18 protein-coding genes are annotated in these 25,265 nt (G+C 74.2%); 4 read left to right on the top strand and 14 right to left on the bottom strand.

Annotation, left to right across the window (positions count from 1 at the left end; translation table 11 throughout):
• The first annotated feature begins 64 nt into the window (after positions 1-64).
• Positions 65-3,637, top strand: a complete 3,573-nt coding sequence (locus ACGF0D_RS08870; RefSeq protein WP_392914410.1) for a CDP-glycerol glycerophosphotransferase family protein — start codon at positions 65-67, stop codon at positions 3,635-3,637.
• A 174-nt stretch (positions 3,638-3,811) separates the two neighbouring features.
• On the opposite strand, the gene ACGF0D_RS08865 is transcribed toward ACGF0D_RS08870, so the two are convergent.
• The 6 genes from ACGF0D_RS08865 to ACGF0D_RS08840 form a co-directional block, all read right to left on the bottom strand.
• Positions 3,812-4,300, bottom strand: a complete 489-nt coding sequence (locus tag ACGF0D_RS08865; protein WP_392914409.1) for a 2'-5' RNA ligase family protein — start codon at positions 4,298-4,300, stop codon at positions 3,812-3,814.
• Positions 4,301-4,362: 62 nt separating this feature from the next.
• A complete protein-coding gene (trpS, locus tag ACGF0D_RS08860) occupies positions 4,363-5,358 on the bottom strand; it encodes a tryptophan--tRNA ligase (protein ID WP_392914445.1) in 996 nt (331 codons plus the stop codon).
• Between the two features lie 75 nt (positions 5,359-5,433).
• Positions 5,434-6,759: a hemolysin family protein gene (locus ACGF0D_RS08855; protein WP_392914408.1), complete on the bottom strand. Its 1,326-nt coding sequence runs from the start codon at positions 6,757-6,759 to the stop codon at positions 5,434-5,436.
• A gap of 154 nt (positions 6,760-6,913) precedes the next feature.
• The gene (locus tag ACGF0D_RS08850) at positions 6,914-7,906 is read right to left on the bottom strand and encodes a malate dehydrogenase (RefSeq protein ID WP_392914407.1); all 993 of its coding nucleotides are present in this window, start codon (positions 7,904-7,906) and stop codon (positions 6,914-6,916) included.
• 279 nt (positions 7,907-8,185) lie between these two features.
• Complete coding sequence (locus tag ACGF0D_RS08845; protein ID WP_392914406.1) at positions 8,186-8,611, bottom strand: DUF3017 domain-containing protein; 426 nt, start codon at positions 8,609-8,611, stop codon at positions 8,186-8,188.
• A gap of 19 nt (positions 8,612-8,630) precedes the next feature.
• A complete protein-coding gene (locus tag ACGF0D_RS08840) occupies positions 8,631-9,485 on the bottom strand; it encodes a bifunctional methylenetetrahydrofolate dehydrogenase/methenyltetrahydrofolate cyclohydrolase (RefSeq protein ID WP_392914405.1) in 855 nt (284 codons plus the stop codon).
• Positions 9,486-10,132: 647 nt separating this feature from the next.
• Here ACGF0D_RS08840 and ACGF0D_RS08835 point away from each other — a divergent pair.
• A complete protein-coding gene (locus ACGF0D_RS08835; protein WP_392867189.1) occupies positions 10,133-10,747 on the top strand; it encodes a hypothetical protein in 615 nt (204 codons plus the stop codon).
• Positions 10,748-10,843: 96 nt separating this feature from the next.
• Here the strand turns inward: ACGF0D_RS08835 and purH are convergent, their stop codons facing one another.
• Both purH and purN read right to left on the bottom strand, forming a co-directional pair.
• On the bottom strand, positions 10,844-12,421 hold the full coding sequence (gene purH, locus ACGF0D_RS08830) for a bifunctional phosphoribosylaminoimidazolecarboxamide formyltransferase/IMP cyclohydrolase (RefSeq protein WP_392914404.1): 1,578 nt from the start codon (positions 12,419-12,421) through the stop codon (positions 10,844-10,846).
• Positions 12,418-13,077: a phosphoribosylglycinamide formyltransferase gene (gene purN, locus ACGF0D_RS08825; protein ID WP_392867195.1), complete on the bottom strand. Its 660-nt coding sequence runs from the start codon at positions 13,075-13,077 to the stop codon at positions 12,418-12,420. Before purN ends, purH begins: the two co-directional genes overlap by 4 nt.
• 412 nt (positions 13,078-13,489) lie before the next feature.
• On the opposite strand from purN, the gene ACGF0D_RS08820 reads away from it, so the two are divergent.
• The gene (locus ACGF0D_RS08820) at positions 13,490-14,140 is read left to right on the top strand and encodes a hypothetical protein (protein ID WP_392914403.1); all 651 of its coding nucleotides are present in this window, start codon (positions 13,490-13,492) and stop codon (positions 14,138-14,140) included.
• A gap of 48 nt (positions 14,141-14,188) precedes the next feature.
• Here ACGF0D_RS08820 and ACGF0D_RS08815 read toward each other — a convergent pair whose 3' ends face one another.
• Positions 14,189-15,607, bottom strand: a complete 1,419-nt coding sequence (locus ACGF0D_RS08815; protein WP_392914402.1) for a DUF6350 family protein — start codon at positions 15,605-15,607, stop codon at positions 14,189-14,191.
• 132 nt (positions 15,608-15,739) lie between these two features.
• Between ACGF0D_RS08815 and ACGF0D_RS08810 the strand changes: the two genes are divergently transcribed.
• Positions 15,740-18,085: a LuxR C-terminal-related transcriptional regulator gene (locus ACGF0D_RS08810; RefSeq protein WP_392914401.1), complete on the top strand. Its 2,346-nt coding sequence runs from the start codon at positions 15,740-15,742 to the stop codon at positions 18,083-18,085.
• A 76-nt stretch (positions 18,086-18,161) separates the two neighbouring features.
• Here the strand turns inward: ACGF0D_RS08810 and sucD are convergent, their stop codons facing one another.
• The 5 genes from sucD to ACGF0D_RS08785 all read right to left on the bottom strand — a co-directional run bounded on the left by sucD (position 18,162) and on the right by ACGF0D_RS08785 (position 25,256).
• The gene (sucD, locus tag ACGF0D_RS08805; RefSeq protein WP_359831103.1) at positions 18,162-19,052 is read right to left on the bottom strand and encodes a succinate--CoA ligase subunit alpha; all 891 of its coding nucleotides are present in this window, start codon (positions 19,050-19,052) and stop codon (positions 18,162-18,164) included.
• 18 nt (positions 19,053-19,070) lie between these two features.
• Positions 19,071-20,243: an ADP-forming succinate--CoA ligase subunit beta gene (gene sucC / locus ACGF0D_RS08800; protein WP_392867206.1), complete on the bottom strand. Its 1,173-nt coding sequence runs from the start codon at positions 20,241-20,243 to the stop codon at positions 19,071-19,073.
• 302 nt (positions 20,244-20,545) lie between these two features.
• A complete protein-coding gene (locus ACGF0D_RS08795) occupies positions 20,546-21,712 on the bottom strand; it encodes a VWA domain-containing protein (protein WP_392867209.1) in 1,167 nt (388 codons plus the stop codon).
• An 89-nt stretch (positions 21,713-21,801) separates the two neighbouring features.
• Complete coding sequence (locus ACGF0D_RS08790) at positions 21,802-24,216, bottom strand: DUF5682 family protein (RefSeq protein ID WP_392914444.1); 2,415 nt, start codon at positions 24,214-24,216, stop codon at positions 21,802-21,804.
• Positions 24,174-25,256, bottom strand: a complete 1,083-nt coding sequence (locus ACGF0D_RS08785; protein WP_392867212.1) for an AAA family ATPase — start codon at positions 25,254-25,256, stop codon at positions 24,174-24,176. The genes ACGF0D_RS08790 and ACGF0D_RS08785 overlap by 43 nt, the downstream gene beginning before the upstream one ends.
• Positions 25,257-25,265 lie beyond the last annotated feature (9 nt).

Raw genomic sequence — 25,265 nt, 5'->3', positions numbered from 1 at the left:
ATCCAAGTGCGGCCAGGCCCCGTACGGGCTGCCACGCTCCTCCAGAGAAAGGCCTGCGTAGCCGATGGCTCCCCGCCTCTCCATCGTCGTCCCGATCTACAACGTCGAGCGCTACCTCGTGGAATGCCTCGACTCGATCGCCGCCCAGACCTTCACGGACTTCGAGTGCGTCATGGTCGACGACGGTTCGAAGGACGGCAGCGCGGCGCTCGCCGAGGCGTACGCGGCCAAGGACTCCCGGTTCCGGCTGGTCCGACAGGTGAACAAGGGCCTCGGCGCGGCCCGCAACACCGGCATCCGGCACATCGACCCGGACTCCGAGTTCCTGTGCTTCGTGGACAGCGACGACTCGATGCCGCCCAGCGCGTACGAGCTGATGATCAACACGCTGGACGAGACCGGCTCGGACTTCTGCACCGGCAACGTGCTGCGCTTCCGCGCCGTCGGCTACTACCCGTCGACCGGCCACCTGAAGCCGTTCAAGGAGACCAGGCTCAAGACCCACATCACCGAGATCCCGGCGCTGGTCACCGACCGCACCGCGTGGAACAAGGTGTACCGCCGCTCGTTCTTCGACGCGGCCGGCCTGCTCTACCCCGAGGGCATCCTGTACGAGGACGCCCCGGTCAGCGTGCCGCACCACTACCTGGCGAAGAGCGTGGACGTGCTCTCCGAGCCGATCTACCACTGGCGCGAGCGCGAGGTCGGCGAGATGTCGATCACGCAGATGCGCACCAACCCGAAGGGCCTGATCGACCGGGTCGCCTCGGTCGAACTGGTCCGCGCCTGGCTGCTGAAGCAGACCGAGCCGCGCTTCGCCGAGTACCTGCGCTCCTACGACGAGAACACCCTCGTCGAGGAGATCCCGATGTTCTTCTGGTCCCTCGTGGAGGGCGACAAGGAGTACCGGGACGCCTACCTCCAGCACGTCGGCCGGCTGCTCCGGGCGATCGGCGCCGAGCAGGTCGCCAAGCTGCGCGCGCCGGTGCGGCTGAAGTACCACCTGACCCTGTCGGGCCGGATGGACGAGCTGGTCGAGCAGATCACCTACGAGCGCGAGAGCGGCGGCGGCGTCCAGGCCCGCGGTCTGCTGCGCCCGTACGCCGACTACCCGTTCCTGCGCGGTGGGCGCAAGAGCGTGCCGGCCGGGGTGCTCAAGCTGGACAACTCGCTGGTCATCCGCAGCCGGCTGTACGACAGCTCCTGGGTGGACGGCAAGCTCCGGTTGACCGGGCACGCGTACCCGGAGCAGCTGGGCGCGGCCGGCAAGCACGACATGGTCCGCACCCTGGTGCTGCGCGAGGCCAAGGGCCGCCGGGTCATCGCGGTGCCGATGAAGACCACGTACGCCCCCCAGGCCACCGCGAGCTGCCGGCACGACCTGTACAGCTGCGACTGGTCCGGCTTCACCGTGTCCGTCGACCCGAGGAAGCTCCGGCACCGCGGCCAGTGGAAGGACGGCAACTGGCGCGTCCTGGTGGCCGGCGCGGGCAAGGGCGGGGTCTACAAGGGCCGGATCTCGGCGGGCCGGAACGACAGCGCGCTGTTCCTGCCGTGGCACTGGGTCGAGCCGGACGTGCGGATCGTGCCGTGGGTCCGGGACAACTTCGTCTACCTCCGGGTGGAGACGGTCAAGGCCCGGGTGACCGGCCTGGCCGCGCAGGGCGACCGGGTGGAGGTCTCGGGCGCGGCCCGCTCCGGCCCGAGCTTCGCCGGGGCGCGGCTGCGGCTCACCCACGCCGAGTCGGACCGCCACGTGACCTTCCCGCTGGAGCTGGGCGCTCCGGTCGGCTCGCTCCAGCCGTTCACCGCGGTCTTCCCGGTCGCCGAGCTGACCGCCGTCCGCGAGGCCTGGGCCGAGCTGGACCCGGTGGCCGCCGAGCGCAGCCGCGACCACTGGACCGGCGCGCTGCTGCTGGCCGACGGCAGCACCGTCCCGCTGGCCTGGGACGACCGCAACGCCCCCGAGCGGCTGCACCTGGCGCTGAACCCGCAGGCCCCGGTCGCCGAGCGCCGGGCCCTCTACTCCAAGCCCTCCCCCGAGGGGCACCTCCAGTTCGCCGACCAGGTGCTCCAGCCGCTGGTGGACGAGGTCTCCTCGCGCGGCGCCGACGGCTTCCTGCTGAGCGGCTCGTTCCCGCTGCCCGGCGCGCACCGCTGGGAGCTGGTGGTCCGTCACAAGTGGCGCGAGGAGGAGCACGCCTACCCGGTGGAGATCTCGGACGGCCGGTTCCGCACCGCGCTGCCCGCCGTGCCGACGGCCTCCTTCGCCGGCCGGGTGCCGCTCTCCCGGGGCATCTGGCACGTCGTGTTCCGTCCGGTCGGGGTGCCGGTGCCCGAACTGCCGGACGCCGCCGCGCTGGTCGCCCCGGACTGCTTCGACGCCCTGCCGGTCGTGGTGGAGTCCCGCGGCAAGCGGATACTGCTGGAGCGCCGCCGCCACGACGGCCTGTCGCTGCTGTCGGACTCGGTGCTGCTGCCCGAGGAGCGGGCCCGCTACCGCCAGCGCCAGCTGCAGAGCGTGGACTACCCGGCCGCCCGCCGGCTGCCGCTGCGCGACGCGGTGGTGTACCACACCGGCAAGTACGGCGCGTACGCCGACTCGCCCCGGGCGGTCCACGAGGAGCTGGTCCGCCGCGGCCTGCCGCTGGAGCACCTGTGGGGCACCGACGACATGCAGGCCGAGCTGCCGCGGACCGCGAGCGCGCTGCGGTACCGCGGCCCGGAGTGGTACGAGGCGCTGGCCACCGCCAAGTACATCGTGGCCGGCACCCACCTGCCCGACTTCTTCGTCCGCCGCCCCGACCAGGTGGTCGTCCAGACCTGGCACGGCAGCCCGCTGAAGCAGATCGGCTTCGACTTCGAGAAGGTCTGGTTCACCGACTCCAAGTACCTGAAGAGCCTGGCCCGGGAGGTCCCGAACTGGAGCCTGCTGGTGGCCGGCAACCGCTGGTCCGCCCCGGTGCTGCGGCGCGCCTTCGACTTCAAGGGCGAGATCCTGGAGAGCGGTTCGCCCCGGAACGACCTGCTGTTCGCGGCCGACCGGGAGAAGACCGCCGAGCAGGTCCGGGAGCGGCTCGGCCTGCCCGAGGGCAAGAAGGTCGTGCTCTACGCGCCGACCTGGCGCGAGGACCGGCGCCGGCCCGACGACGGTTACCAGATCGACCTGCGGATCGACCTGGCGGCGGCCAGGGCCGCGCTCGGCGACGACCAGGTGCTGCTGGTGCGCCGGCACCACCTGATGTGCGGCCAGATCCCGGGCGCCGGCAACGGCTACGTCTGGGACGTCGGCAGCTACCCCGACATGGCGGAGCTGCTGCTGATCGCCGACGTCCTGGTGACCGACTACTCGGCGAGCGTCTTCGACTTCGCGTCGACCGGCAAGCCGATCGTGCTCTTCACCTACGACCTGGAGCACTACCGGGACAACCTGCGCGGCTTCAGCCTGAACTTCGAGGCCGAGGCGCCCGGCCCGATGCCGGCCACCTCCGAGGAGCTCGTCTCCGTGCTCGGCCGGTTGGACGAGGTCGCGGCGGAGTACGCCGACCGGGCCACCGCGTTCCGCGAGGCGTACTGCGACCTGGACGACGGCAAGGCCGCCGCCCGGGTGGTCGACGCGATGCTCCGCAAGGAGTAGTCCTCCGCGTGCGCTCCGGCGGGCGCCCGGCACCGGACGGTGCCGGGCGTCGGGCCGGGCACCGTGCGCCGGACTACGGCTGCGCGGCCCGCCGGACGGTCGAACTCGGCGGGCGGGGAGGCCGGTTCACCCTCCGGCCCACACTCCGGTCCGTGCTGCGGCGCACGCCCCGGTTCACCCGAACGGGTAGCTCCGCCAGGGCCGCCAGACCTCGTCCGCACCGAAGCGGGAGAGGCCGAAGCCCGGCACCGGGAAGTCCGCCCGGAAGTCGCGCGCCTGCTCGTACGCCTGGTCCAGCACGTCGTCCGGCAGACCGTGAGCGACCGTCACGTGCGGGTGGTACGGGAAGGCCAGCTCGCGGGCCAGCGGGCCGGAGCGGACGTCCGCCTCCAGCAGCCGGCACTCCTGCGCGCCCTCCTCGACCCGGACGTACACCACCGGGGAGACCGGGCGGAAGGTCCCGCTGCCGTGCAGCAGCATCCGGAACGGCCGGTGCGCGGCCGCCACCGCCGCCAGGTGCTCCTCGATCTTCGGCAGCAGCTCGGCGGGCACCTCGGTCGGCGGCAGCAGGGTGACGTGCGTGGGTATCGACCGGGCCAGCGGGTCGCCGTGCCCGGCCCGGGCGTCCTGGACCGCCGTGCCGTACGGGTCCGGGACGCTCACGGACACGCCGATGGTGACGACCTCGGGGAGGTCGCCACCATCGGGCAGGCGTGTGAGGGGAGTCACCGCTTGGCGGCCGGGAGGAAGCCGATCCGGTCGTACACCGTCTCCAGCGTCACCGACGCCACCTCACGGGCCTTCTCGGCGCCGATCGCCAGTACCCGGTCCAGCTCCGCCGGGTCGTCCAGGAAGCTGCGGGTGCGCTCCTGGAACGGGGTCACCCACTCGGTGAACAGCTCGGCCAGCTCGGTCTTCAGGGCGCCGTACATCTTGCCCTCGAAGTGCTCGACCAACTGGTCCACCGACTGGCCGCTGAGCGCGGAGTGGATGCGCAGCAGGTTGGAGACGCCCGGCTTGCCCTCCTCGTCGTAGGAGACGACGGTGCCGGTGTCGGTGACGGCGCTCTTGAACTTCTTGGCGCTGGCCTTCGGCTCGTCCAGCAGGCTCACCAGACCCTTGGGCGAGGAGGCCGACTTGCTCATCTTGACGGCCGGGTCCTGGAGGTCCTGGATCTTCGCCGTCTCCTTGAGGATGTACGGCTTCGGGACCGTGAAGGTCGGGCTGTAGCGGGTGTTGAAGCGCTCGGCGATGTCGCGGGTGATCTCCACGTGCTGGCGCTGGTCCTCGCCGACCGGGACGGCGTCCGCCTGGTAGAGCAGGATGTCCGCGATCTGCAGGATCGGGTAGGTGAACAGGCCGACCGTGGTGCCCTCGGCACCGTAGCGGGAGGACTTGTCCTTGAACTGGGTCATCCGGGAGGCCTCGCCGAAGCCGGTGAGGCAGTTCATCACCCAGGCGAGCTGCGCGTGCTCGGGCACGTGCGACTGGACGAACAGGGTGCAGTTGTCCGGGTCCAGGCCCGCGCCGAGCAGCTGGGCGGCGGAGACCCGGGTGTTCTCGCGCAGCGTCACCGGGTCCTGCGGCACCGTGATCGCGTGCAGGTCGACGACCATGTAGAAGGCGTCGTTGGCCTTCTGGAGGTCCACCCACTGGCGCACCGCGCCCAGGTAGTTGCCGAGGTGGAACGAGCCGGAGGTGGGCTGGATGCCGGAGAGCACCCGGGGACGGTCCTTGACCGGACCAGTGACCGCTGCGTTGACCATGCGCGCCATTGTTCCAGTTCCACCACTCGCTCAGGAAACCTCCGCCCCCGGAGGCTCGGCCAGTGTGACCGCACTCACCCCCACCCGGGCGATCCGCCGGCCCTCGACCTTGGCCACCGTCAGCAGCACCTCGCCGCCGCCCTCGACCGGGACGCGCACCTGGTCGCCGTCCCTGGGCAGCCGGCCGAGCACGGCCACCAGACAGCCCGCCACCGTCTCGTACGGGCCCTCGGGCAGGACGACGCCGGTCTCCTCGGCGAAGTCGCCGAGGTTGAGCAGGCCGTCCAGCTCCATGCCGCCGCCGGCCAGCCGGCGGGTGGGGGCGGACTCCGGGCGGTCGTACTCGTCCCGGATCTCGCCGATCACCTCCTCGACCAGGTCCTCCAGGGTGACGATCCCGGCGGTGCCGCCGTACTCGTCCACCACGATGGCCAGGTGGTGGCCCTCCCGGCGCATCTCGCCCATCGCCTCCAGCACCAGCTTGGTGCCGGGCAGCAGCTTGACCGGGCGGGCGAGGTCGCGGACCTTGACGGCCTGCTCGCCGCGCGCGCCGTACAGGTCGCGGACGTGGACGAAGCCGACCACCGCGTCGGCGCTGCCCTCGACCACCGGGTAGCGCGAGTGCGGGGAGGTGTCGGCCTGGTGCCGGACGGCGGCCAGCGGGCGCTCGGCGTCCAGGAAGGTCACCTCGGTGCGCGGGACCATCACCTCGCGCAGCTGGCGCTCTCCGGCGGAGAACACGTCGGCGATCAACGCCCGTTCGTCGCTCCCGAGTTCGGTGTTGGCGGCGACCAGGCCGCGCAGCTCCTCGGAGCTCATCGAGCCGCGGCCAGCCGTCGGGTCCCCGCCGAGCAGCCGGACCATCAGGTTGGTGGAGTGGCCGAGCAGCCAGATCACCGGCCGCAGCACCACCGACATCACGTCCACCACCGGGGCGGCGACGACCGAGATGGACTCGGCGCGCTGCAGGCCGATCCGCTTGGGGGTCAGCTCGCCCAGCACCAGCGAGGCGTAGCTGATCGCCAGGGTGAGGCCGACCAGGGCCACCGCGTCGGCCATGCCCTCGGACAGCCCGGCCCGGACGAACAGCGGGGCGACCTTGCCGGCCAGGGTGTCCGCACCGAAGGCGGCGGACAGGAAGCCCATGCAGGTCACCCCGACCTGGACGGCGGCCAGGAAGCGGTTGGGGTCGGCCGCCAGGTGCGCGGCGCGGGCCGCGCGCCGGGTCCCGCGCGCTTCCAGCGTCCGGATCTGGCCCTCGCGCAGCGAGATCAGCGAGATCTCGGCGACGTTGAACAGCCCGCCCAGCAGGATGAAGACGAGGACGAGCGCGGCGTCCCCGAGTGTTTCGCTCACAGCGGGCCAGTGTAGGGCGGCCGGAACCCGCCGGAGCCGGACACGACGGCGGCCCCGGGCGGACGCGGCGGCGGATCAGGGGCCGGACACGGCGGCGGCCCGCCGCTTCCGGGAGGGAAGCGGCGGGCCGCCGGTGAAGCCGTGCGGGGCGGGCTCAGATGAGGCCCAGCTCCTGGACCGCGTCGCGCTCCTCGACCAGCTCCTGGACCGAGGCGTCGATGCGGGCGCGCGAGAAGTCGGAGATCTCCAGGCCCTGGACGATCTTGAACTCGCCGTCCTTGGTGGTGACCGGGAACGAGGAGATCAGGCCCTCCGGAACGCCGTAGGAGCCGTCGGAGACGACACCCATGGAGGTCCAGTCGCCCTCGGCGGTGCCGTTGACCCAGGTGTACACGTGGTCGATGGCGGCGTTGGCGGCCGAGGCGGCCGAGGAGGCGCCACGGGCGTCGATGATGGCGGCGCCACGCTTGGCGACGGTCGGGATGAAGTCGTTCTCCAGCCAGCCCAGGTCGCCGCCGACGGCCTCGAAGGCCGGCTTGCCGGCGATCTCGGCCTGGAAGACGTCCGGGTACTGGGTCGCGGAGTGGTTGCCCCAGATGGTGACGCGCTTGATGTCGGAGACCAGGGCGCCGGTCTTGGCGGACAGCTGGCCGACGGCGCGGTTGTGGTCCAGGCGGGTCATCGCGGTGAAGCGCTCGGCCGGGACGTCCGGGGCGTTGCGCTGGGCGATCAGGGCGTTGGTGTTGGCCGGGTTGCCGACGACCAGGACCTTGATGTCGTCCGCGGCGTGGTCGTTGATGGCCTTGCCCTGCGGGCCGAAGATGCCGCCGTTGGCCTGGAGCAGGTCGCCGCGCTCCATGCCCGCGGTGCGCGGACGGGCGCCGACCAGCAGCGCGACGTTGGCGCCGTCGAAGGCCTCGGCCGGCTTGTCGGTGATGGTGATGTCGCGCAGCAGCGGGAAGGCGCAGTCGACGAGCTCCATGGCGGTGCCCTCGGCGGCCTTGAGGCCCTGCGGGATCTCCAGGAGGCGCAGGTTCACCGGCACGTCGGCGCCGAGCAGGTGGCCCGAGGCGATGCGGAAGAGCAGCGCGTAGCCGATCTGACCGGCCGCTCCGGTGATGGTGACGTTGACGGGGGTGCGAGTCATTTCTACCTTCTCCAGCAAATCGCCAGGCGCCCCAGGCACACCGGCGCTGGAGCCAGGATGATCTCTCGACATCGAGAGACCGGCGTCAGGTTATCGCAAAGGGAAGCGTACGCCGGGTGTCCCGGCATGGCTGATGCATCACAGAAGAGAAGAAAGGCGGCCCCCGCCCGCGCCCTGGGTTTCCATGGGCGGGCGGGGGCCGTCACGGGCCCGCGGAGCGGTGCCCGGGGCGCACTCGGCGTCCGGGGCTCAGCACCCGGGGCCTCGGTGCCCGGGGCCTCAGTGCCTGGGCCGGCCCATCAGCTGGCCGATGTTGTCGAGCAGCGGGATCTGCAGCCACGGGTTCGGCTGCGCCACCAGGGTCAGCAGCACGATCGAGATGCCCAGGAAGCTCAGCACGATCACGTCGGTGAAGCGGCTGCGCACCGCCAGCATCCCGACCTCGGGCAGCACCAGTCGCAGCACCGCGCCGAGCAGCACGCCGGCGCCGAGGATCAGCAGCCCGTACTTGAACCCGTCCTTGAAGTCGGCGAACCAGGTGACCGCGAGGCCGGCGCCGACGACCAGCAGGACCAGCGTGATCGGCCACTGCCGCACCGGCAGGGCGTGCTCGCGTCCGAGGGCCGCGGCCGAGCCCTCGGGCGGCAGGGTGCCGGTGGTCTTGACCGGCCTGCGGCGGGACCGTGCCGGTCGCGGTTCAGTCATGCTCGCCGTCCCTGGGGTGTCAGATGCCGGCGCGGCGCTCGGCCGCCTCGACGATGTTGTTGAGCAGCATCGCGCGGGTCATCGGGCCCACGCCGCCGGGGTTCGGGGAGATCCAGCCGGCCACCTCGGCCACGCCCGGGTGCACGTCGCCGACGATCTTGCCCTCGCTGCGGCTGACGCCCACGTCCAGCACCGCAGCGCCCGGCTTGACGTCCTCCGGCTTGACCAGGTGCGGCACGCCGGCGGCGGCCACGATGATGTCGGCCTTGCGCAGGTGGGCGCCGAGGTCCCGGGTGCCGGTGTGGCACAGGGTGACGGTGGCGTTCTCGCTGCGGCGGGTCAGCAGCAGGCCGATCGAGCGGCCGACGGTGATGCCGCGGCCGACCACGACCACCTCGGCGCCGTTGATCTCGACGTCGTGGCGGCGCAGCAGCTCGACGATGCCGAGCGGGGTGCACGGCAGCGGGCCGTCGATGCCCAGGGCGAGCCGGCCGAGCGAGGTCGGGTGCAGGCCGTCGGCGTCCTTGTCCGGGTCCATCAGCTCCAGGACCGGGTTCTGGTCCAGGCCCTTGGGCAGCGGCAGCTGGACGATGTAGCCGGTGCAGGACGGGTCGGCGTTGAGCTCGCGGACGACGTTCTCGACGTCCTCCTGGGTGGCGGTGGCGGGCAGCTCGCGCTGGATCGAGGCGATGCCGACCTCGGCGCAGTCCTTGTGCTTGCCGTTCACGTACCAGCGGCTGCCCGGGTCGTCGCCGACCAGGACGGTGCCGAGGCCGGGCGTGACGCCCTTCGCCTTGAGGGCCGCCACGCGGGTGGCGAGTTCGGACTTGATCGCGGCGGCGGTGGCCTTGCCATCGAGAATCTGGGCAGTCATGACCCCATTCTCCCGGATCGCCGGGGGTCTCCGTACCGAGGGCGGCGGTCCGCTCCGACGAGCGGTCCGGGACGGTGGGGCGGTCCGCCCGGACCGGTACGGGAGGGCGTCCCGGCCGGGGCGGGAGGACGCCCGGCGCCGGGGCGGGAGGACGCCCCGCGAACGGGCGCACGGGCGTCCGGCGAACGGGCGCACGGGTGGGAGCGCAGGTGAACGCGAGGGTGAACGGACGGGTACGAAGGTCCGCCGCACATTGCGGTTGCGCCACAGTCTGGGCCCGGCGCGCGGAACCGGCTGGACACGGCCCCGTCGTCCGGATGACGATAAGCGGGCATTCCCGCCGCGTACCGGCCCGGTGACGGGCCGACGGATCACCGCGGCGGGGCGTACCCGGGGGAAAGAGTCAGTGAGCCGATCACAGCAGAACGAGCAGTCCGACCGCGGCGGCACCGTCCCGCCCGCACCGTACCCGTCGGCCGTCTCGCACCCCTGACGCTCACCACACCGCCGAGCCGCGGCGCCCGTCACCGCCGCCGGGCTGTCACCCCTCTCCGCTAACGTCCCCTTCGGTCGGTGGCCCTACCGACCGACCGCACCGGGCCGTCAGCGTCCCGTCCCCGCGTCCCCGCAACTGCCCGGAGGCATCCATGAGTTACCCGCCCGACCCGAACAACCCGTACGGCCAGCCGCCGGCCGCCCCGCCCGGCTACGGCTACCCGCAGCAGGCCCCGCCGCCGCAGGCCGCCCCGGGCTACGGCTACCCGCAGGCCGCCCCGGCCTACGGGTACGCGCCGGTGGCCCCGGTGTCCATGCCGAGCCTGATGACGGCCGCCCGGGTGCTGCTGTTCATCGTCGGCGGTGTGCAGACGCTCGCCGCGTTCGGCTACGTGATCCTCGGGGCGGTCGCCAAGGACGCCACCAACCAGGTCAGCAAGACCACCAGCGACGACTCGTTCCTCGCGCTGGGCGACGCCGTCGGCGGTGTCCTGATCGTCGTCGGTGTGGTGTTCGGGCTGTTCGCCGCGCTCTCCATCACGCTCGGCGTGAAGTTCGGCAAGGGCGGCAACGCCGTCCGGATCACCACCATCGTGTACGGCTCGCTCGGCGGCCTGGTCGGCCTGCTGATCCTGCTGGGCGCCCTCGGCAGCGGCTCCGCGACGGGTCTGATCGCGGGCCTGCTCTGGCTGGCCGTCAGCATCATCTGGATCACCGCCATGTGCCTCCAGGACAGCGTCAAGTGGTTCAACCGGCCCCGGTACTGACCGGCCGGAACGGCAGAGCGGCCCGGCTCCCTCCTCGGAGGGGGCCGGGCCGCTCTGCCGTTCCGTCACGCCGTCCCGCCGTCGGCGGGACCGGTGTCAGTGGAAGAAGTGCCGCGCACCGGTGAAGTACATGGTCACGCCGGCCTCGGCGGCCGCCGCGACGACCTCCTCGTCGCGGATCGAGCCACCGGGCTGGACGATCGCCTTGACGCCGGCCGCGATCAGGATCGCCGGGCCGTCCGCGAACGGGAAGAAGGCGTCCGAGGCCGCGTAGGAGCCCTTGGCGCGCTCGCCGGCCCGCTCGACCGCGAGCTTGCAGGAGTCCACCCGGTTCACCTGGCCCATGCCGACGCCGACCGAGGCGCCGTCCTTGGCCAGCAGGATCGCGTTGGACTTGACGGCCCGGCAGGCCCGCCAGGCGAAGGCCAGCTCGGCCAGCTCGTCGGCGGACAGCGCCGCACCGCTGGCGAGGGTCCAGTTCGCCGGGTCGTCGCCCTCGGCGTGCACCCGGTCGGCGTCCTGGAGCAGCACGCCACCGGAGATCGGGCGCACCTCCTGGCGGTTGGCCGGGGCCTCGGGGGCGAGCAGCACCCGCAGGTTCTTCTTGCGGGTGAGCACCTCCAGGGCGCCCTCCTCGTAGCCGGGGGCCACGACGACCTCGGTGAAGATCGGGGCGATCTGCTCGGCCAGCGCGACGGTGACCGGGCGGTTGACGGCGATCACGCCGCCGTACGCGGAGACCGGGTCGCACTCGTGCGCCTTGCGGTGTGCCTCGGCGACGTCGGCGCCGGTCCCGATGCCGCACGGGTTGGCGTGCTTGATGATCGCGACGGCCGGCTCGGCGTGGTCGTAGGCGGCGCGGCGGGCGGCGTCGGTGTCGACGTAGTTGTTGTACGACATCTCCTTGCCGTGCAGCTGCTGCGCGCCGGCCAGGCCGCCGGTGCCGTCGCTGTACAGCGCGGCGCCCTGGTGCGGGTTCTCGCCGTAGCGCAGCACGTTCTGCCGCTCCCAGGTCGAGCCGAGGAACTCGGGGAAGTGCGCGTCGCTCGGGGCGTAGCCGTCCTCGAACCAGGAGGCGACGGCCACGTCGTAGGCGGCGGTGTGGGCGAACGCGGCACCGGCCAGGCGCTTGCGGGTGGCCAGGTCGAAGCCGCCCTCCCGGACGGCCGTCAGCACGTCGCCGTAACGGGCCGGGTCGACCACCACGGCCACCGAGGGGTGGTTCTTGGCGGCGGCGCGGACCATGCTCGGGCCGCCGATGTCGATCTGCTCGACGCACTCGTCCGGGGTGGCGCCGGAGGCGACGGTGGCCTTGAACGGGTAGAGGTTCACCACGACCAGGTCGAAGGGCTCGACGCCCAGCTCGGCCAGCTGCGCGCGGTGCGACTCCAGTCGCAGGTCGGCCAGCACGCCGGCGTGCACGCGGGGGTGCAGCGTCTTCACGCGCCCGTCGAGGCACTCCGGGAAGCCGGTCAGCTCGGAGACCTCGGTCACCGGGACGCCGGCGGCGGCGATCCGGCCGGCGGTCGAGCCGGTGGAGACGATGGCGACCCCGGCGGCGTGCAGGCCCTGGGCCAGCTCCTCCAGACCGGTCTTGTCGTACACGCTGATCAGCGCGCGACGGATCGGACGGACGTTCTCCGAAACGGGCGTGGTGGTGGAGCTGGCACTCATGCCGGGATCCATACCTTTCGGTCCTCGATGCGGTGACCTTCGCGGGCCAGCCGGCCCACGACGTCGACGAGCAGCTTGCGCTCGACAGTCTTGATGCGCTCGTGCAGCGCGTCGCCGCCATCGGCGTGGTCGGCGTCGACGACCTCGACGACGCCCTGCGCGATGATCGGCCCGGTGTCCACGCCGGAGTCGACCAGGTGGACGGTGCAGCCGGTGACCTTCACCCCGTACGCGAGCGCGTCCGTGACGCCGTGGGCGCCGGGGAAGGAGGGCAGCAGTGCGGGGTGGGTGTTGACGATCCGCCCGGCGAAGGCGGCGATGAACTCGGGGCCGAGGATCTTCATGAAGCCGGCCGTGACCACCAGGTCGGGCCGGTACTCGGCGACGGAGGCGGTCAGCGCGCGGTCCCACTCGGCCCGGTCGGGGTGGTCCTTCACCCGGTGGACGAAGGTCGGCAGGCCGGCCTTCTCCGCGCGGTCCAGGCCGACGATCCCGTCCCGGTCCGCGCCGACGGCGAGGATCTCGGCGCCGTACGCCGGATCGGCCGCGGCATCGATCAGCGCCTGCAGATTGGTGCCGGAGCCGGAGACCAGCACCACCAGGCGGGCCGGTCCGGGCGTACGGGGCGGGAAGTGCTGGGCGGGGGCGGCGGCCACTGCGCGTTTCTCCGTAGGTCGGGCGCCGTCCGCTGGTACGTCCACCGGCGGTGGGGCCACTACGAACGGCAGGTCGAGCGAGGGGGAACTCCGGGGAAACCCGCCGCGACGCGGGCCCGGGGAACCTCTGTGGGCTGCTGACCGTCACCACGATAACGGCTGGTCGGACGGCCTCCGCACCCTCCCGGCGGCGCTACGCGCGTAGTTGAGACGGGGATCTCCTCCGGCCCGCCGCACCGGAGTTGCCCCGGCCCGCACCGGCCCGCCGACGACCCCGTCCGGTCCCGCCCGGCCCTTCGACACGGGCCGCCGGTGGCCCGGTGGACGGCTGCGGGATCATTGGGGGCGCGGGAGACCGCTCCGACGCGAGAACCTCCGAACGAGCTCCGACCGAGAAGGAATGGCTGAACCCATGAGCAGCGGCGACGACACCGGTGAGCGCAACCCCTTCGCGCCGCCGCCGGCGGATGCCCCGGACCAGCCGTGGCAGCCGCGCAGCCCCTGGGCCGGCCCAGGCCCCGGCACCGACGGACAGGGCGGCCCCGACGGCCAGGGCGGCGAGCGTCCGGTTCTGCCGCCGCCGTGGGGCCCCGGCGACGACGGCCGACCCGGCCAACGGCCGCCGGCCCCGCAGCCGCCCCGGCTCGACCTCGCCGACCCGGCCCACCGCAAGGCGCGCAACGCCGCGCTGGCCGGACCGTTCGCGCTGGTCTGCCTGTTCATGGGGTTCCACTGGATCGCGCTGCTGATCGGGGCGCTCGGCATCGTCTGGGGCGTCGGCGCGCTGCGGACCCGGCGGTCCGCCCCGGCCGCCGCCACCGTCGCCGGTCCGGGCGGCCCGCTCCCCGCGGCGCCGGCACCGAACCCGCTCACCCCGGCCGCGCTCGCCGGCATCCTGACCGGCGCGATGACCATCGTGGTCGCCACCTCGGTGATCGGCCTCGGGTACCACTACCACGACTACGTCACCTGCGTGCAGGACTCGCTGACCAGCGTCGGCGCCCAGAACTGCGACCGGTACGCGCCGCAGTGGTACGTGGACTTCACCGGGAACGCCGAGTAGCCGGGCCGACGTCCGGGGCCGGTCGGTCGTCCGGCCGGTCGGCCCCGGTCAGTCGTCCTGATCCACCCGGTCGACCGGGTCCCGCTCGTCGGGGCCCGGTCCGCCGACGCTCCTGACACCCACTCCGGAGAGCCGCAGCACGAGGGCGTACGTACCGGCGCGCAGCGCCAGCGCGCCCCGGCGGACGTGCCGCGCGAGCCGGGCGTACACGCCCACGCCGTCCGCCGGGCCCAGCGTGCGGTACCGGACCAGCAGCGCGCCCGGGACGGCGACCAACGCGATCCAGCCCGCCGCCGCCGGACCCGTCCACGGCACCGGCCCCACCCAGGCCAGCCGCTCCCCCGCCAACGCCCCGCCGGAGAGCCAGCCCAGCACCGCCGCCCCGGCCCCGACCGACAGCGCCACCGCCAGCGCGGCCACCGCCGTGGCGGCCGACGGCCAGGGCTCGGGCCGCTCCCCGGCCCTGGCCGGCAGCCGCCGGCCCGCCGCCGCGCGGCCCAGCAGGACCGCCGGCACCACCCCGGCCAGCAGCGGCAGGGCCGACACCACCAGCCGCCAGCCGCCCGGGCCGTCCGCCGGCAGCAGCGCGAACAGCGGGAACTCGGGCACCGGGCCCAGCGCCGTAGCGGCCGGCGACACCACCGTCCCGGTGCCGACCCCGAAACCCGGGCCCAGCGCGTACGCCGTGCCCCACAGCACCGCGTTCGGCAGCAGCACCAGCGCGAGCAGCACCAGCCCCACCAGCGCGGCGGGCCCGCCCCCCAGCAGCGCCATGCCGCGCCCGCCGCCGGCCACCGCGTCCAGCACCGCCGAGGACACCACCAGGAGGCCGCCCACCGCGACCAGTCCGGCTCCGGCCGCCAGCGCCGCGGCCCGTACCGTCGGCACGGCGTCGACCGGGCGGTACGGCGGCGGGAGGCGGTCCAGCAGGGAATCGGCCGGCCCGTCGAGGACCGCCACCGAACGGGCCCCGGCGGCCGTCGCCAGGCCCGCCACCAGCGCCACCGCCAGGACGTCCGGCAGCACCCGGCTGCGGAACAGCCCGCCCCCCGCGCAGTGCAGCGTCACCCCGACGGCCACCGCGCAGTACCCCGCCCAGACCGCCACCGGACCGCTCCAGCGCGAGCGCGGCCCGCGCCGCGCCGCCACCCCGGCGGCCACCCGGTGGAGCCGGGCCACGGCCAGGACGCCGAGCAGCAGCGGAGTGACGGTCAGCGGGGCGTCCGTCGGGCCGCGCAGCACCGGTGCGCCGTGCCCGAGCAGCCAGAGCACCCCCGCCAACCGGGTGACAGCGGCCGCGCCGTCCTCCGCGTACGGCGACGCCACCCAGAGCGCCAGCACCGGCGCCCCGACCACGGCCAGGCCGACCAGCGCCGTCCGCACTCCCGTCAACAGGTCGGCCAGCGCGGGGCGTCCACCCGATTCGCCGGGCGATTCCAGGATCGGACGGCCCATCAGCTGCGTCATGGGCCACATGGTGCCAAGGCGACTCGCCATGCTCCGTGAAGCGCCAAACCGCCGCCGTGTCCCAGATTATTGGCTTATGCGCATTTTCAGACCTTGCCCCCAAGCCGCCGGCGCCCCGGCCCGGAGCGTCTGATGACCACGCCACCCACCGCCGACTCCCCCACACCGGAGCGCCACCGCAAGCCCGCCCGCGCCGGAACCGACGCGGGCCGCCCGCCACGGGAACTGACTCCCCGTGAGGTCCAGGTCCTGGCCCACCTCGCGGCCGGCCACGACCTCCCCCGCACCGCCGTCGCCCTCGGAGTCACCCCCGCCACCGCCCGCAGCTACCTCCAGCGCGCCCTGCGCAAGCTCGGCACCCGCACCGAGGCGGAGGCCCTCGCCCTGCTGGCCGACGCCCTGCCGCGCCCCGAGGAACCCGCCCCTGCCTGCGGGGCCGGGCGCCCGTCGGCCGATGTGGCAACGGGTGGGGACGCGCCAATGAAGCGGCGCCGCTCCCGAGCCGGGAAGCCCACCCCACGCACCTCCGACGACGCCCGGAAGGCGGCCCGCCCGGCGCGGGACGCGGACGGCGGCGCGGCGCGCCGGGCTCCGGCCGAGAAGCCGCGCCAGGCCTCCGGCAGGCCGCCGGCCCCCGCGAAGAGCGCCGCCCCGGGGCGCGCGCACGAGGGTCGCGCGCCCGGGGGCCAGGCAAGCGGCGCCACCGTGCCACGGGCGCCGCTGGCCGCACCGGCGACGGTCGGCGCGCGGCGTCAGCCGACCGCCGGGAACCACGAGCCGGCGGGCCGCGCCGACGGCGGAGGCGGGCCGACGCTTCCCGCGGCCCCCGGGAGGCACGGCGGCGCCCCCGGCGCCGAACAGGCGCGGGCCCGGGGCGCGGACGGCGGACGTGGGCCGACGACGCCCACTGACCCCGGCGCCGAACAGGATCGGCCGGAGAACGTCCCCACCTCAAGCGGCCGTCCGTCCCCGGGCAACGGCAACGACAGCGGCGACGGCCGTGGGCCGCAGGCCCCCGCAGACACGGCCGCCCTCCCCGGCGACACGTCACGCCGGGCCCCGGCCGCGCAGGGGTCCGACGGCAGGAAGCCACAGGCCGCCGAGCCCGACCAGGCGCGGGAGGCCCCGACGGAACACGCGGGACGCGGCGCCACGGCCGGGCGGCGGGCTGACGGCGGGCGGTCGAAGGCAGCCGGCCCCGACCGGGCAAGCGACGCCACCGCCACGCCCACGGCCCGCCTCCACGACCCGGCCGAGCCCCGTCGCGCCACGTCCCCGAGCACGGGCCCCGGGCCGAACACCCCCACGGGCGGCACCGCCGCCGACCGCGGCGAGCACCCGTACTCCGCCGCCGCCCCGGCCGGGCCCGGTTCCGCCAGTCCCGGCCGGGTGGCGCTGGCCGCCGCGCCCTCGGTCGGGGACGACGACCTCGACGCGGAGCCCCCGGCGGTGAGCTTCGAGGAGCTGTACGAGACCGCGCACACCCGGCTGGTGCAGCAGGTGTTCCTGCTGACCGCCTGCCGGCACCGGGCGGTGCACTGCGTACGGCTGGCGTTCGGGGAGGCCCGGCGGCGCTGGGGCGCGGTGGCCGCTTCGGGGAACCCGGAGGGGTGGGTACGGGCGCGGGCCTGCGAGCTGGCGCTGTCCCCGTGGCACCGGGGCGGACCCCGCCGCTCGCACGTGTGGGCGCTGCCGCACCGGCGGATCAGGGTGCGGCCGGCCGACGAGGCGCAGGCGGTGCTGCCGGACCACGACCGGCTGACCGACCGGGACCGGGCGCTGCTGAAGGCGCTCAAGCGGCTGTCCCGCCCGCAGCGCCGGGCGCTGGTGCTGCACGACGGGCTGGGGCTGCCGGCCCCGGCGGTCGCGGTGGAGATGGAGTCCACGCGGGTGGCGGCCGAGGGCCGGGTGTGGGCCGCCCGGGCGGCGCTGGCGCAGTGGACGCCGGAGCTGGTCGGGCCGGACCCGGCGGCGCCGGGCTTCGCGGACGGGCTGAGCGGGCAGCTGTACCGGGCGGCGGTGCGCGGCTGCCCGCAGCCGCACCGGGCGCCGGTGCCGGTGCTGCGGGCCCGGCACCGGCTCTGGACGGCGAGCCGCACGGGTGCGGCGGCGCTGCTGACGTTCGCGGTGGCCGGGGCGACGCTGGCGACCCTGTCGGGGGTGCGCCCGGCGGTGCTGTTCCGGTCGGTCGACCCGCCGGCGCCCGCGGTGTGCCTGCCCGCCGCCCTGTCCGCCGGGGCGCAGGAGGCGGAGCCGAGCGTGCCGCTGCTGCCCGGTGGGGTGCCGAACGGCATCACCAGCTACTGGTGCAGCCCGGCGCCCGGCCTGGAGGCCGTCCTGGTGGAGCCGCAGCCGCGGGCGGCCGCGCGCTGGGAGCTGCCGGCGGCGGGCCGGGCGGCCGCTCCCCCGCCACAGGGCCCGGCGGTCTGCCGGCTGTGGTCGCCGCTGCCCTGCACGACGGGGCCAGGGGCGCACTGAGCCGCCCGGGGCGTGCCGGAACGGCGAGCGCCCCCGCCCGGGAAGGGCGGGGGCGCTCGTCACGCGCGGGGCGGGATCAGGCCTGGGCGGCGATGATCTCGCGGGCCAGGCGGGCGGTCTCGGACGGCGTCTTGCCGACCTTGACACCGGCGGCCTCGAGGGCCTCCTTCTTCGCCTGGGCGGTGCCCGAGGAGCCGGAGACGATGGCGCCGGCGTGGCCCATGGTCTTGCCCTCGGGGGCGGTGAAGCCCGCGACGTAGCCGACGACCGGCTTGGTGACGTGCTCGGCGATGAAGGCCGCGGCACGCTCCTCGGCGTCGCCACCGATCTCACCGATCATGACGATGAGCTCGGTCTCCGGGTCCTCCTGGAAGGCCTTGAGCGCGTCGATGTGGGTGGTGCCGATGACCGGGTCACCACCGATGCCGACGGCCGAGGTGAAGCCGATGTCCCGCAGCTCGTACATGAGCTGGTAGGTCAGGGTGCCGGACTTCGAGACCAGGCCGATCTTGCCGGAGCTGGTGATGTCGGCCGGGATGATGCCGGCGTTCGACTGTCCGGGGCTGATCAGACCGGGGCAGTTCGGGCCGATGATGCGGGTCTTGTTGCCCTTGGCACCGGCGTGCGCCCAGAAGGCGGCGGTGTCGTGCACCGGGACGCCCTCGGTGATGACGATGGCCAGGCCGATCTCGGCGTCGATGGCCTCGATCGCGGCGGCCTTGGTGAACGCCGGCGGCACGAAGAGGACGGTGACGTCGGCACCGGTCTTCTCCATCGCCTCGGCGACGGAGCCGAAGACCGGGATCTCGGTGCCGTCGACGTCGACCGTGGTGCCGGCCTTGCGCGGGTTGACACCGCCGACGATCTGGGTGCCGGAGGCGAGCATGCGGCGGGTGTGCTTCATGCCCTCGGCGCCGGTCATGCCCTGGACGATGACCTTGCTGTCCTTGGTAAGGAAGATAGCCATGGTGTGTAGTCCCCTTCCTTACTTGTTGGCCAGCTCGGCGGCGCGGTCAGCGGCGCCGTCCATGGTGTCCACGCGCTGCACCAGCGGGTGGTTGGCGTCGTCGAGGATCTTGCGACCCAGCTCCGCGTTGTTGCCGTCCAGGCGGACGACCAGCGGCTTGGTGACGTTCTCGCCCTTGCTCTTCAGGAGCTCCAGGGCCTGCACGATGCCGTTGGCGACCGCGTCGCACGCGGTGATGCCGCCGAAGACGTTGACGAAGACCGACTTGACGTCGGGGTCGCCCAGGATGATCTCCAGGCCGTTCGCCATGACCTCGGCGGAGGCGCCGCCACCGATGTCGAGGAAGTTGGCGGGCTTGACGCCGCCGTGCTTCTCACCGGCGTAGGCGACCACGTCGAGGGTGCTCATGACGAGGCCCGCGCCGTTGCCGATGATGCCGACCTGGCCGTCGAGCTTGACGTAGTTCAGGCCCTTGGCCTTGGCGGCGGCCTCCAGCGGGTTGGCCGCGGCCTTGTCCTCCAGGGCCTCGTGCTCGGGCTGGCGGAACTCGGCGTTCTCGTCCAGGGAGACCTTGCCGTCGAGCGCGATGATCTTGCCGTCACCGGACTTGATCAGCGGGTTGACCTCGACGAGGAGGGCGTCCTCCTTGATGAAGACGGTCCACAGCTTCTGCAGGACCTCGGCGACCTGGTCGGCGACCTCGGCCGGGAACTTCGCCGCGGCGACGATCTCGGCGGCCTTCTCCGGGGTGCAGCCCTCGTTGGCGTCGACCGGGATCTTGGCGAGCGCCTCGGGGTTCTGCTCGGCGACGACCTCGATCTCCACGCCGCCCTCGACGCTGGCCATGGCCAGGAAGGTGCGGTTGGTGCGGTCCAGCAGGAACGAGACGTAGTACTCGTCCTTGATGTCCGCGGTCTGGGCCAGCATCACCTTGTGAACGGTGTGGCCCTTGATGTCCATGCCGAGGATCTGCTCGGCCTTGGCGACGGCGTCCGCCGGGTCGGCGGCGAGCTTGACGCCGCCGGCCTTGCCTCGGCCGCCCACCTTCACCTGAGCCTTGACGACGGCGCGGCCGCCGAAGCGCTCCGCGATGGCGGCAGCGTCTGCGGCGGTCTCGATGACATCGCCGTCAAGCACGGGTACACCGTGCTTGGCGAAGAGGTCCCTCGCCTGGTACTCGAACAGGTCCACGTGTTTGTCCTTGTTCGTGGTCGCGGATTGTGTCTCTACGAGCGTGCCACGGCAGGATCTTCGCTGCGGGTCGTCGGGGCGGTGCGGGTACGCAGAGGTACGGCCTTGCGGCCCACACAGCCACGGGCGCACACGTCAATCAACACGCGCGTCACGTCCGTCTGGCAGGTTATCCCCGTGGGACGGGACTGTTCCGCCCGGGAGCCTGCCCGCCTTGGGTGAGAACCGTCACAGAATGCCCGGAAGGCCGGTACGGGCGGCCGGTCCACCGATCGGTCGGATTACCGCGTTCGGGTGAATCCTCACGCCCTCTGGTCCGGCACGGGGATCGGACGCTTCTCGATGGCCGCCGCCATGATCTCCGGGAACGCGTCCGGGGTGCAGGCGAAGGCCGGCGCGCCGAGCGAGGCCAGGGCGGCGGCGTGCGCGTGGTCGTACGCCGGGGCCCCCTCGTCGGAGAGCGCGAGCAGGGCGATGAACTGGACGCCGGCCGCCTTCATCGCGGCGACCCGCTTGAGCATGCCGTCCCGGATGCCGCCCTCGTACAGGTCGCTGATCAGCACCACGACGGTCTCGGAGGGCCGGGTGATCTTCGACTGGCAGTAGGCGAGCGCGCGGTTGATGTCGGTGCCGCCGCCGAGCTGGGTGGCGAACAGGACGTCGACCGGATCGGTGAGCTGTTCGGTGAGGTCGACCACCGAGGTGTCGAAGACGACCAGCCGGGTGTCCAGGGTGCGCATCGAGGCGAGCACCGCGCCGAAGACCGCCGAGTGGACGACCGAGGGCGCCATCGAGCCGGACTGGTCGATGCAGAGGATGACGTCCTTCTTCACGGCCTGCTGGGCGCGGGCGTAGCCGACCAGCCGCTCGGGGACGACGGTGCCGTGCTCGGGCAGGTAGTTCTTCAGGTTGGCCCGGATGGTGCGGTCCCAGTCGATGTCCCGGTGGCGCGGCCGGTTGACCTTGGCGCTGCGGTCGAGGGCGCCGCCGAGGGTGGCCCGGGTGCGGTCGGCGAGCCGGCGCTCCAGGTCGGCGACCACCTTGCCGACCACCGCCCGGGCGGTCTCCCGGGTGGTCTCGGGCAGCGCGTGCTTGAGCGACAGCAGGGTGCCGACCAGGTGCACGTCCGGCTCGACGGCCTCCAGCATCTCCGGTTCCAGCAGCAGCCGGTCCAGGCCGAGCCGGGTGATCGCGTCCTGCTGCATCAGCTGCACGACGGTGGACGGGAAGTACTCGCGGATGTCGCCCAGCCAGCGGGCCACCTGCGGGGCCGAGCCGCCCAGCCCGGCGCTGCGGCGGCCGCCGCGACCGCCCCGGGCGCCCTCCTCGGGGGCGCCCCGGTAGAGCGCGGCGAGGGCGCCGTCCATCGCGGCGTCGCGGCCGCGCAGGGTGCAGCCGGTGCCGTCGGCCTCGCCGCCGAGCACCAGCCGCCAGCGGCGCAGCCGTTCGTCGGTCGTGGGCGCTGCCATCTCGTCCTCCTCTTCAGCGGGTCCTGCGGTGGGGCAGGCGTTCGGTACGGCGGTGCGTTCGGTACGGCGGTGTGTTCGGTGCGGCGGTGTCAGGTGTCGCGGCCGGCGGCCTGCCGGGGGATCGTCGGACGGAGCCCGAGCAGCAGGGCCACCACGGGGACGGCGGCGTCGGCGCGGGCCCGGTCCAGCTCGCCGGACTCGGCCCGGGCGGCCGGGAGCTCGCCGAGCGGGCCGGCCGCGACCCGGCCGCCGATGGTGGTGCGCACGCCCGCCTCCAGTCCGGCGAAGGTGCGGCGCAGCAGCGGCAGGACGTCGGTGAAGACCTCGCCGCTCACCCCGGTCAGCCACTCGTCCAGCAGGGCGAGCAGCCGGGGGTCGTGCAGCAGCAGGGCGCCGCCGCCGGTCAGGAAGCCCTCGACCCAACCGGCCGCGTCCGCCGGGGCGTTGGCGACGGAGAGCACCAGTCGCAGCCGTCGGCCGGCCTCCTCGGAGTCGAGCCGGCCGTCGTCCAGCAGCAGTCGCACGGCGCGACCGCGCAGCAGCCCGGGGGCGCCGGTGGCCGGTCCGCCGGCCGGCTCGCGGCGGGCCAGCGAGCGCAGGGCGGCGGCCCAGCGGTCGGCCAGGCCGGCCAGGCCGTCGGGGTCCGGCGCGGTGCCTTCGGCGGCCTCTTCGACGGCGGCGTCCTCCGTGGTGGCGGAGGCGGCTGGACCGGCGGCCAGCAGGCCGATCGCGCCGTGCACCTCGTCGAGCCGGCCGCGCATCGCCTCCGCGCCCTGCGCGTCCAGGCCGACGCAGGCGGGCGGCAGTCCGACGCAGATCCGCTCGGCCAGGCCCGAGGCCGCCTCGGCGAGCGCCCCGTGGTCGGTGCCGCGCACGTCGCCGTAGCGCAACGCGCGGACCAGTGCGGGCAGCGCGCCCGCGAGGTGCGCGACGTCGGTGTCCAGGGCCGCGCAGTCGGCGAGCACCCGCATCACGGCGGGCAGTGCCCCGGACAGCCCGGCCAGCAGGCAGGTCTCCACCAGGCCGGTCAGCTCGGCGAGTTCCTCGGCGGCGCGGGCGGTGCCGACGGCCTTGTTGACCGCCGCCTCCTCGACCGTGGTGCCCCACTGGGCGGCCTCGGCGATCCGGACCGCGAACTCGGGCTGCCAGCACAGCCGCCAGCTCTCCCGGAACGTCCCGGTCGAGTTCACCGAGGACCGCGCGGGCACGCCCCAGTCCACGCCCAGCAGCCGCAGCCGGTGCAGCAGCCGGGAGCGGGCCGCGTCGGTGTCCTTGCGCAGGTCGAGGTCGACGTCCTTCGGCACGGCCTCGGGCTTGAGCCGCAGCGAGCGCTGCAGCCGGGTGAGGTCGCGCTGGAGCGGCACCGCCGGCGCGGCGTCCGGGACCTCGCCGAGCGCGTCGCCGACCACCAGGCGGTCCCGGACCAGCTCCAGGGCGACGTCCGAGCCCTCGCAGAGCACCGCGCGCACCGCGTCCAGGGTCTCGGTCAGCCCGGCGAGCGGGCGGCCGCGCAGCACGGCCAGCGTCTCGGCGAGCCGGACCGCCTCGATCACGTGCGCGGAGGAGACCGGGTGGTCCTCGGCGCGCAGCAGTTCGGCGGCCCGGGTGAGCCAGCGCGGGACCGGGTCCCCGTCGGTGGTGAACAGGTGGTGGTACCAGCCGGGCGACTGCACGCCCGCGCCGTAGCCGGTGGACCGGGAGAGCCGGCGGTGCGTCCACGGCACCCAGGTGATGTCCGTGCGCACCTTCTTCGGCAGCCCGGCGAGCAGCGCCCGGTCGTGGGCGACGGTGGGCATCCGCTCCAGCGCGGGGACGTGGAAGGCCCCGCAGACCACGGCGATCCGCCGGTGCCCGGCGCGGCGGGCGGCGCGGATCTGCTGGCGCATGTGCGCCTCGCGCAGCCGGTCCCGGCGGGACTCGCCGAGGCCCTCCGCGCGCAGCGCGCCCATCGCCTCGGCGACGGCGGCGAACGGCGCCAGCGCGTCGCCGCCGGGCGCGCGGTGCTCGACCACGTCCTCCCACCAGCGCTCGGCGTCGTCGTGCCCGGCCGCCTCGGCGAGCAGCGCCAGCGGGTCGGCGACCGGCTCGGCGCCCTCCCGCGCGCCGTCCTCCTCGGTGCCCTCCGCTTCGGTGCCCTCCTCCGGCGCGAAGCCGTACCCGGCGGGCAGGTCGATGAAGCGGACCGGCAGGTCGTGGTCGACGGCGTGCCGGATCGCCACCCACTCCGGGGAGAACTCGGCGTACGGCCAGAAGGCGGCCCTCGCCGGGTCGTCCACCGCGTGGGCGAGCAGCGCCACCGGCGGGACGAGGTCCTTCTCGGCGGCCAGGTGGACGATCGCGTCGGCCTCCGGCGGGCCCTCGATCAGCACCGCGTCCGGCCGCCACCGCGCCAGCGCGGCGGCCACCGCCCGGGCCGAGCTGGGGCCGTGGTGGCGGATGCCCAGCAGGGCGACCTCGGACGTCACGCCGTCACCTCGCGGGCGGCGCGGTAGAAGTCCTTCCAGCCGTCGCGCTCGCGCACCACCCCTTCGACGTACTCGCGCCAGACCGCCCGGTCCGCCACCGGGTCGCGGACGACGGCGCCGAGGATGCCGGCCGTCACGTCCCCGGCGCGCAGCACGCCGTCGCCGAAGTGGGCGGCCAGGGCCAGCCCGTTGGTCACCACCGAGATCGCCTCGGCGGTGGAGAGGGTGCCGCTCGGGGTCTTGACCTTCGTCCGGCCGTCCACCGTGATCCCGGCCCGCAGCTCGCGGAAGACGGTGACCACGCGCCTGATCTCCTCGGCGCCGCCGGGCAGTTCGGGCAGGTCCAGGGAGCGGCCGAGCTGGTCGACCCGGCGGGTGACGATGTCGACCTCCTCGTCCAGCGAGCCCGGCAGCGGCAGCACCACGGTGTTGAAGCGGCGGCGCAGCGCGCTGGACAGCTCGTTGACGCCGCGGTCGCGGTCGTTGGCGGTGGCGATCACGTTGAAGCCGCGCACCGCCTGGGTCTCGGCTCCCAACTCCGGTATCGGGAGCGTCTTCTCGGACAGGATGGTGATCAGACTGTCCTGTACGTCGGCGGGGATGCGGGTGAGCTCCTCGACCCGGGCGATCTTGCCGTCGGCCATCGCCCGCATCAGCGGCGAGGGCACCAGGGCGTCCCGGCTGGGCCCGTGGGTGAGCAGCTGGGCGTAGTTCCAGCCGTACCGGACGGCCTCCTCGGGGGTGCCGGCGGTGCCCTGCACCAGCATCGTGGAGTCGCCGCTGATCGCCGCCGCCAGGTGCTCGGACACCCAGGTCTTCGCGGTGCCCGGCACGCCGAGCAGCAGCAGCGCGCGGTCCGTCGCCAGGGTCGTCACGGCGACCTCGACGACCCGGCGCGGGCCGATGTACTTGGGGGTGATCTTGGTGCCGTCGGGCAGTTCACCGCCGAGCAGGTACGTCGCCACGGCCCACGGCGAGAGCTTCCAGCGCTCGGGGCGCGGACGGTCGTCCTGCGCGGCCAGCGCGGCCAGTTCACCGGCGAACGCGTCCTCGGCGTGCTGCCGCAGAACGTCGGCCATCTCGGGCTC

Origin of the sequence: Kitasatospora sp. NPDC048298 (genome assembly GCF_043201465.1) — a bacterium.
Lineage (GTDB): Bacteria > Actinomycetota > Actinomycetes > Streptomycetales > Streptomycetaceae > Kitasatospora.
The sequence above is the reverse complement of the archived record's forward strand: the minus strand, read 5'-3'. Positions and strand labels throughout refer to the sequence as shown.